Here is a 6,421-nt window from a genome sequence, read left to right as displayed (position 1 = left end):
AAGGGTTTTCGGTTTGCGCCGTGTTTTCGGGGGGTTGGCGGAACGGGGCTGTGCAGGGCGTTGTGCAGAGGGGTGTACCGCAGAGTGTACATACAAATTCCGGCAGGGTGGGGTGGCGGATCGTGGTTAAGGGTGCGTGGGTGCACAGGTGGGGGTGGGGGTGGGCTGCGAGACAGGGGGGAGGGGTGTGTGTGGCGGGGTGAACCCCGCCCTACGGTGATGCGGGTCGGGGGGGCGCGGATCAGGTCGGGGGCGCGAGGCGGGGTGAACCCCGCCCTACGGTTTGGTGACGCGCGGTGCGTTCCCGACGCCGCCCGTCGGGAACGGGATTGCCGTTTCGTGCGGCGGGGCGTAGGGCGGGGGGATGCGTATGTTATTCCTTGGCGATGTGATGGGGCGGGCGGGGCGTGCGGCGGTGACGGCGCGGCTGCCGTCGCTGCGCGCGGACTGGGCGCTGGATTTCGTGGTGGTCAATGGCGAGAATGCGTCGTCCGGAGCGGGACTGACGGGCGAGCATGCCAAGGCGCTGCTTGCGGCGGGGGCGGATTGCATCACGCTGGGCGACCATGCCTTTGACCAGAAGGACATGCTGTCCTTCATCGAGACCGAGCCGCGGATCATCCGGCCCATCAACTTTTCCAAGGTCGCGCCCGGCAAGGGGTGGCGGGTGTTCACCGCGACGCAGGGGCGCAAGGTCCTTGTGGCGCAGGTGCTGGGGCAGGTCTTCATGAAGCGGCCTTTCGACGACCCCTTCTCGGCCATCGAGGGGGTGCTGAAATCCCATGCGCTGGGCGCGGCGGTGCAGGCGGCCATCGTGGATGTCCATGCCGAAGCGACGAGCGAGAAGATGGGCATGGGCCATTGGTGCGACGGGCAGGCGTCGCTGGTGGTGGGCACGCATACCCATGTGCCTACGGCAGATGCGATGATCCTGAAGGGGGGCACGGCCTACCTTACGGACGCGGGCATGTGCGGGGATTATGACAGCGTGATCGGGATGGAGAAGATGGAGCCGCTGCGCCGCTTTGTCACCGGCATGGCCAAGGCGCGGTTCGAGCCTGCGGCGGGCGAGGCCACGCTGTCGGGCGTCTTTGTCGAGACCGATGACCGGACGGGCAAGGCGCTGCGGGTGGTGCCGGTGCGGACGGGCGGGCGGTTGCAGGAAAGCGCGCCGTGACCACGGGCAGTCTGGCCACCGCGCGCTGGTTCCATGTGGCGCTGCTGCTGATGCTGGGCCTTGGCTGGGGTATGACGCAGCCCTTGGGCAAGATGGCGACCGAGGACGGGCACGGTCCTTTCGGGCTGATCTTCTGGCAGCTGGTGGTCTGCATGATCGTGCTGGGCGCGATCAGCCTGCCGCGGGGCAAGGGGATCGTCTGGACGTGGCCCGCGATGCGGTTTTACGGCATCGTGGCGGCGCTGGGGACGCTGGTTCCCAATGCGACCTTCTATCTGTCGGTCGCGCGCCTGCCGTCGGGGGTGATGTCCATGATCATTTCCGCCGTGCCGATGATCGCCTTTCCGCTGGCCCTGCTTCTGGGGATGGAGCGGTTCCGCTGGCTGCGGCTGGCGGGGCTGTGTCTGGGCCTGACGGGGGTGGCGCTGCTGGCCGCGCCGGGGGCCGTGCTGCCGGAGGCGGGGATGGTGGCATTCCTGCCCGTCGCGATGATCGGGCCGCTCTGCTATGCGCTGGAAGGGCTTTATGTGGCGCGCAACGGCACGGCGGGGATGGATGCGGTGCAGGCGATGTTCGGGGCGTCGGTCGCAGGGCTGCTGGGATGTCTGCCGCTGGCGCTGATGACGGGGCAGATGTTCGATCCCTTTGCCGGATTCGACCGGCCCGAGGCGGCATTGGCCGTATCGTCGGCCATCCATGCGCTGATGTATGCCGCCTATGTCTGGCTTGCGTTCCGCGCGGGGGCGGTCTTTGCCTCACAATGTTCCTATATCGTGACGGGAGCGGGAATTTTCTGGGCAATGGTCCTGTTGGGGGAAAGATTTCCTCCTTCTCTGTGGCTGTCGCTTGTTTTGCTTCTGGTCGGTGTGGCATTGGTCAGCCCGCGCGAGAAGGCCGGACGCGAGGTATCGCCCGCCCTGTGACGCGCCGGAGCGAGGAAGCGGGGACCGGAATGTTCGGATTTGAACTGGCGGCAGAGTGGCAGCCCTGGGTCGCGCTGGGCATCCTTGTGGTGATGTTCACGCTTTTCGTGCGCGAGACCTATCCGGTCGAGGTGACGGCGATCGGCGGGGCGGCGGTGATGCTGGTCACGGGCATCCTGCCGGTGAAGGACGGGATTTCGGTACTGTCCAATGCCGCGCCATGGACCATCGTCCTGATGTTTCTGGTGATGGGCGGGTTGGTCCGGACCGGCGCGGTCGAGGCGGTGGTCCGCATTGCCGAGCGCCATGCGGGCGACCATCCCAAGGCGACCATCGTGGTGCTGTTCGGGGTGATCGCGGCGGCGTCGGGCATCATGAACAACACGCCCTTGGTGGCGGTGATGATCCCCGTGGTGATCCAGCTGGCGGTGAAGCTGGGGACGGCTCCGTCCAAGCTGTTGATCCCGCTGTCTTACATCACCGTCCTTGGCGGGATGATGACGCTGATCGGGACATCGACCAACCTGCTGGTGGACGGGGTGGCAGCCAAGGCGGGGCTGGAGCATTTCTCGATCTTCGAGATTGCGCCGCTGGGGCTGGCGCTGACGGTGGTGGGGGGCATCTTCCTTGCGCTGACCGCGCCGAAGCTGTTGCCGGTGCGGCAGAGCATGGGCGTGCTGCTGAGCGACCGGCGGAAGATGAAGTATTTTACCGAGGTCGCGATCCCCGAGGACAGTCCGCTGATCGGGCAGGCGGTGCTGGAGATCGACCTGTTCAAGCGTGACGGGGTGCGGCTGATCGACGTGCTGCGGGGGGATGCGTCGCTCAGGCGCGATCTGGCGCCGGTGGTGCTGGAGGCGGGGGACCGCGTGGTGTTGCGGACCGAGATGACGGAGCTGCTGGGATTGCAGGGGCGCAAGGACCTGCATCTGGTGGACAAGCTGTCCTCGACCCGGACCGAGACGGTGGAGGTTCTGATTTCGCCCGGGTGCCGGATGGAGGGGCGGCGGCTGGGCGAGTTGCGGCTGCGGCGGCGGTACGGGGTCTATGTGCTGGCCGCGCATCGGCGGAACCAGAATATCGGGCGGCAGCTGGACGACCTGACCGTGCGGGTTGGGGATACGCTGCTTCTGGAAGGGTCGGTGGAGGATATCCAGCGGCTGGCGGCGGACATGGATCTGGTGGATATCACGCGCCCGTCGATCAAGCCGTTCCGGCGGTCGAAGGCGCCGATTGCGGTGGCGGCGCTGGCGGGGATCGTGATCCTGTCGGCATTGGATGTCGCGCCGATCATGGCGCTGGCGCTGCTGGCGGTGGCGCTGATCCTTGTGACGCGCTGTGTGGATGCGGAGGAGGCCTTCACCTTTGTCGACGGGCGGCTGATGGCGATGATCTTTGCCATGCTGGCGGTGGGCGAGGGGTTGGACCAGTCGGGGGCGGTGTCGCTGATCGTGACGGCGGTGGCGCCGAAGATGGCGGGGCTGTCGCCGTTCCTGATGATCCTTGCGGTCTATTTCCTGGGGCTGATCCTGACGGAATTCCTGTCGAACAATGCGGTGGCGGTGATCTATACGCCCATAGTGATCGAGCTGGCGCAGTCGCTGGGGGTGGATCCGCGCGGCTTTGTCGTCGCGGTGATGTTCAGCGCGTCGGTGGCCTTTGCCACGCCGGTGGGCTATCAGACCAACATGATGGTCTACGGGCCCGGGGGATACCGGTTCTCGGACTTCATGCGGGTGGGGATACCGCTGAACATCCTGACGGGGTTGGTGGCTTCGGCGCTGATCCCGGTGATTTGGCCGCTGTAGGGAGTGGACGGGATGCGGGTTCTTGCGGTGCTGGCGCTGGTGGCTCTGACCGGATGTGCGGGGGGCGGGCAGGCCCCCGTGCCGCAATCGGCGCGGCTGTCGGCAGAGGTTCTGACGGTGGTTCTGGGCGACGGGACCGTGTGCCGCGCGGATTGGGCGGCGGCGGGCGGCGCGGGGCGGCTGGAGCGCTGTGGCGCGGGGTTCGATTATCGCGTGGCGGTGGTGGAGAAGCCCAACCTGCTGCGGCAGTTCTGGACGGGCCTGACGCAGGCGCTGGGTGCCGAGGGCGCGGTGCCGCCGATGGCGCGGGTGGAGATTTCGGGCGACGGGCGGGTGTGGGAGTTCGTCTCGCCCCCGCCGGTGGAGTAAGTGCCCGTCCGGCGCGACGGAACCGGCGGGCGGTGGCGTTGAACGGGGGACACCGTTTGACAGGAGAGTTCCCGATGTCTGGTCTTGCCGCGCCGCGCGTTTCCGTTCCGCTTCGGTCATGGGCCACGCCCCTTGTCGTGGGGTCGTTCCTGATGATGGGGGCGACGGGGGTGGCGATGTTCTTCCATGTCGAGACGGGGCTGATGAAGGGCCTGCACGAATGGGCGGGCTGGGCGCTGCTGGCGGGGGCGGGGGCGCATCTGTGGCTGAACCGGCGGGCGTTTTCGGCCTATCTGCGGCGACCGTTCGCGGCGGGGATCATGGGTCTGGGTGTGCTGGGCGTGGCGGCGGGCTATCTGCCGGTGGCGCCCGCGGGCGGGCCGGGGGCGGCGGTCGAGGCGGTGCTGGGCGCGGTGGAGCGCGCGCCGGTCACGGTGCTGGCCGATCTGGCGGGGCAGGATGTGGCGGCGGTGGTCGGGGCTCTGGCGGCGGCGGGTCTGTCCGGTGCGGGACCGGATAGTACGGTTGCGGACCTGTCGGGCGGGGACCGGGGGCTGCAATTCGCCGCGCTGGCGGCGGTTTTCGGGCCTGCGGCGGAGTGAAGGCAGGGCGGGCGGGGTTGCCGTTCCCTGCCCGCCTTGTGTATAGGACGCCATCACCCAATCAGGGCGCACGGAGCAAGGGTCATGGCAGGCCATTCTAAATGGGCGAACATCCAGCATCGGAAGGGCAAGCAGGACAAGCTGCGCTCGAAGATGTTTTCCAAGCTGGCGAAGGAAATCACCGTCGCCGCGAAGATGGGCGATCCCGACCCCGACAAGAACCCGCGCCTGCGTCTGGCGGTGAAGGCGGCGAAGGCCGTGTCGATGCCGAAGGACGTGATCGAGCGAGCGATCAAGAAGTCGCAGGGCGGGGATGCGGAGGATTACACCGAGATCCGCTATGAAGGCTATGGCGTGAACGGGATCGCCATCATCGTCGAGGCGATGACGGACAACCTGAACCGCACGGCGTCGAATGTGCGTTCCTATTTCACCAAATGCGGCGGGAACCTTGGTCAGACCGGATCGGTCAGCCATTCCTTCGACCGGGTGGGCGAGATTTCCTATCCCGCTTCCGCCGGGTCGGCGGATGACGTGATGATGGCCGCGCTGGATGCCGGGGCGGATGACGTGGAGTCCGACGAAGAGGGGCACTGGATCTATTGCAGCGTGGAAAGCCTGTCGGAAGTGTCCGACGCGCTGGAGAAGGCGCTGGGGGAATCGACCGAGTCGAAGCTGGTCTGGCGGCCGCAGTCGCGGACCGAGGTCGATCTGGAAACCGCGCAGAAGCTGATGCGGCTGATCGACATGCTGGAAGAGGATGACGATGTGCAGACCGTGACGCACAATTTCGACATCCCCGAGGATGTGGCGGCGCAGCTGGGCTGATCCGCGCGCGACGGGACGGAAAAGGGGGCGGTCTTCGGGCCGCCCTTTTGCATTGCAGGGAAAAGGGCAGCCCCCGGCGGATCATGTCCGCGCGGGGGCGGCAAGGAACGGCGGCCCGAGAGGGTTACGCCGCGGGAGGCGGGGGCGGGCGCGGACGGTTCCGCGGCGCGAGGAGGCGGCTTTCGAAGCGGCTGTCGCGCCAGTAGGCGTGGTTTTCCAGCGCGATGGAGAGGGATTCGAACAGCGTCACCTCTGCCACCGGAAGGCGCAGCGTCACGTCGCAGAAGGCCATGCGTTCTGTCGTCGTGTCATTGGCCGCGATGCGTGCCGAGAGCATGATGACAGGCAGTTCGGGGGCAAAACGGCGCAGGCGCATGCCGAAGTCGATCATGTCCACCTTGTCGCCGAGGGCATCGGCATCGACGAGGGCGATGTCGTAGCTGGTGGCGTAGTTGTCGAACCATTCGAGCGGCAGGTGGCGCAGGGCGACGGTCGTGATCCGCGCGCCCTGTGCGGCCAGTGTGGACAGGATCGGGGAAAGTGCGCTGCCCGCATCGGCGCAGAAGGCCACGACATGGGCGGGTGTGCCCTGTCGCGGGGCGGCGGATTCTACGGAAAGGGGGGTATCGTCAGGTGTCATGGTGCCTGCGGGGGCGGGTTGGGGTGGGCGACAACGCGGAGGGATGCAATCGGGTTCCATGAAAAACGGGGAGA

Annotated in this window: 7 protein-coding genes; 6 read left to right on the top strand and 1 reads right to left on the bottom strand. The window is 67.2% G+C overall.

Annotated features, from left to right (window positions below; translation table 11 throughout):
* Nucleotides 1–364: 364 nt before the first annotated feature.
* From GU927_RS07710 to GU927_RS07685, 6 genes are all read left to right on the top strand, one after another.
* Nucleotides 365–1,177 (top strand): TIGR00282 family metallophosphoesterase, encoded by an 813-nt coding sequence (locus tag GU927_RS07710; protein WP_161761764.1) that lies wholly within the window; start codon nt 365–367, stop codon nt 1,175–1,177.
* On the top strand, nt 1,174–2,100 hold the full coding sequence (locus GU927_RS07705; RefSeq protein WP_232489150.1) for a DMT family transporter: 927 nt from the start codon (nt 1,174–1,176) through the stop codon (nt 2,098–2,100). The genes GU927_RS07710 and GU927_RS07705 overlap by 4 nt, the downstream gene beginning before the upstream one ends.
* A 29-nt stretch (nt 2,101–2,129) precedes the next feature.
* The gene (locus GU927_RS07700) at nt 2,130–3,908 is read left to right on the top strand and encodes an SLC13 family permease (protein WP_161761763.1); all 1,779 of its coding nucleotides are present in this window, start codon (nt 2,130–2,132) and stop codon (nt 3,906–3,908) included.
* A 12-nt stretch (nt 3,909–3,920) separates the two neighbouring features.
* Nucleotides 3,921–4,277, top strand: coding sequence for a hypothetical protein (locus GU927_RS07695; protein ID WP_161761762.1), 357 nt, complete (start codon nt 3,921–3,923; stop codon nt 4,275–4,277).
* Nucleotides 4,278–4,351: 74 nt separating this feature from the next.
* A complete protein-coding gene (locus GU927_RS20475; protein ID WP_161761761.1) occupies nt 4,352–4,879 on the top strand; it encodes a DUF4405 domain-containing protein in 528 nt (175 codons plus the stop codon).
* Nucleotides 4,880–4,963: 84 nt separating this feature from the next.
* The gene (locus GU927_RS07685; RefSeq protein WP_161761760.1) at nt 4,964–5,707 is read left to right on the top strand and encodes a YebC/PmpR family DNA-binding transcriptional regulator; all 744 of its coding nucleotides are present in this window, start codon (nt 4,964–4,966) and stop codon (nt 5,705–5,707) included.
* Nucleotides 5,708–5,831: 124 nt separating this feature from the next.
* On the opposite strand, the gene GU927_RS07680 is transcribed toward GU927_RS07685, so the two are convergent.
* Entirely contained in the window at nt 5,832–6,347 is a 516-nt protein-coding gene (locus GU927_RS07680; protein WP_161761759.1) for a hypothetical protein, read from the bottom strand.
* Nucleotides 6,348–6,421: the final 74 nt, after the last annotated feature.

The organism is Paragemmobacter amnigenus, from assembly GCF_009908265.2.
Taxonomy (GTDB): domain Bacteria; phylum Pseudomonadota; class Alphaproteobacteria; order Rhodobacterales; family Rhodobacteraceae; genus Paragemmobacter; species Paragemmobacter amnigenus.
The sequence above is the reverse complement of the archived record's forward strand: the minus strand, read 5'-3'. Positions and strand labels throughout refer to the sequence as shown.

Coding starts and splice junctions, on each gene's coding strand:
- GU927_RS07710 (WP_161761764.1), top strand. CDS start 365: ATGCGTATGTTATTCCTTGGCGATGTGATGGGGCGGGCGGGGCGTGCG.
- GU927_RS07700 (WP_161761763.1), top strand. CDS start 2,130: ATGTTCGGATTTGAACTGGCGGCAGAGTGGCAGCCCTGGGTCGCGCTG.
- GU927_RS07695 (WP_161761762.1), top strand. CDS start 3,921: ATGCGGGTTCTTGCGGTGCTGGCGCTGGTGGCTCTGACCGGATGTGCG.
- GU927_RS20475 (WP_161761761.1), top strand. CDS start 4,352: ATGTCTGGTCTTGCCGCGCCGCGCGTTTCCGTTCCGCTTCGGTCATGG.
- GU927_RS07685 (WP_161761760.1), top strand. CDS start 4,964: ATGGCAGGCCATTCTAAATGGGCGAACATCCAGCATCGGAAGGGCAAG.
- GU927_RS07680 (WP_161761759.1), bottom strand. CDS start 6,347: ATGACACCTGACGATACCCCCCTTTCCGTAGAATCCGCCGCCCCGCGA.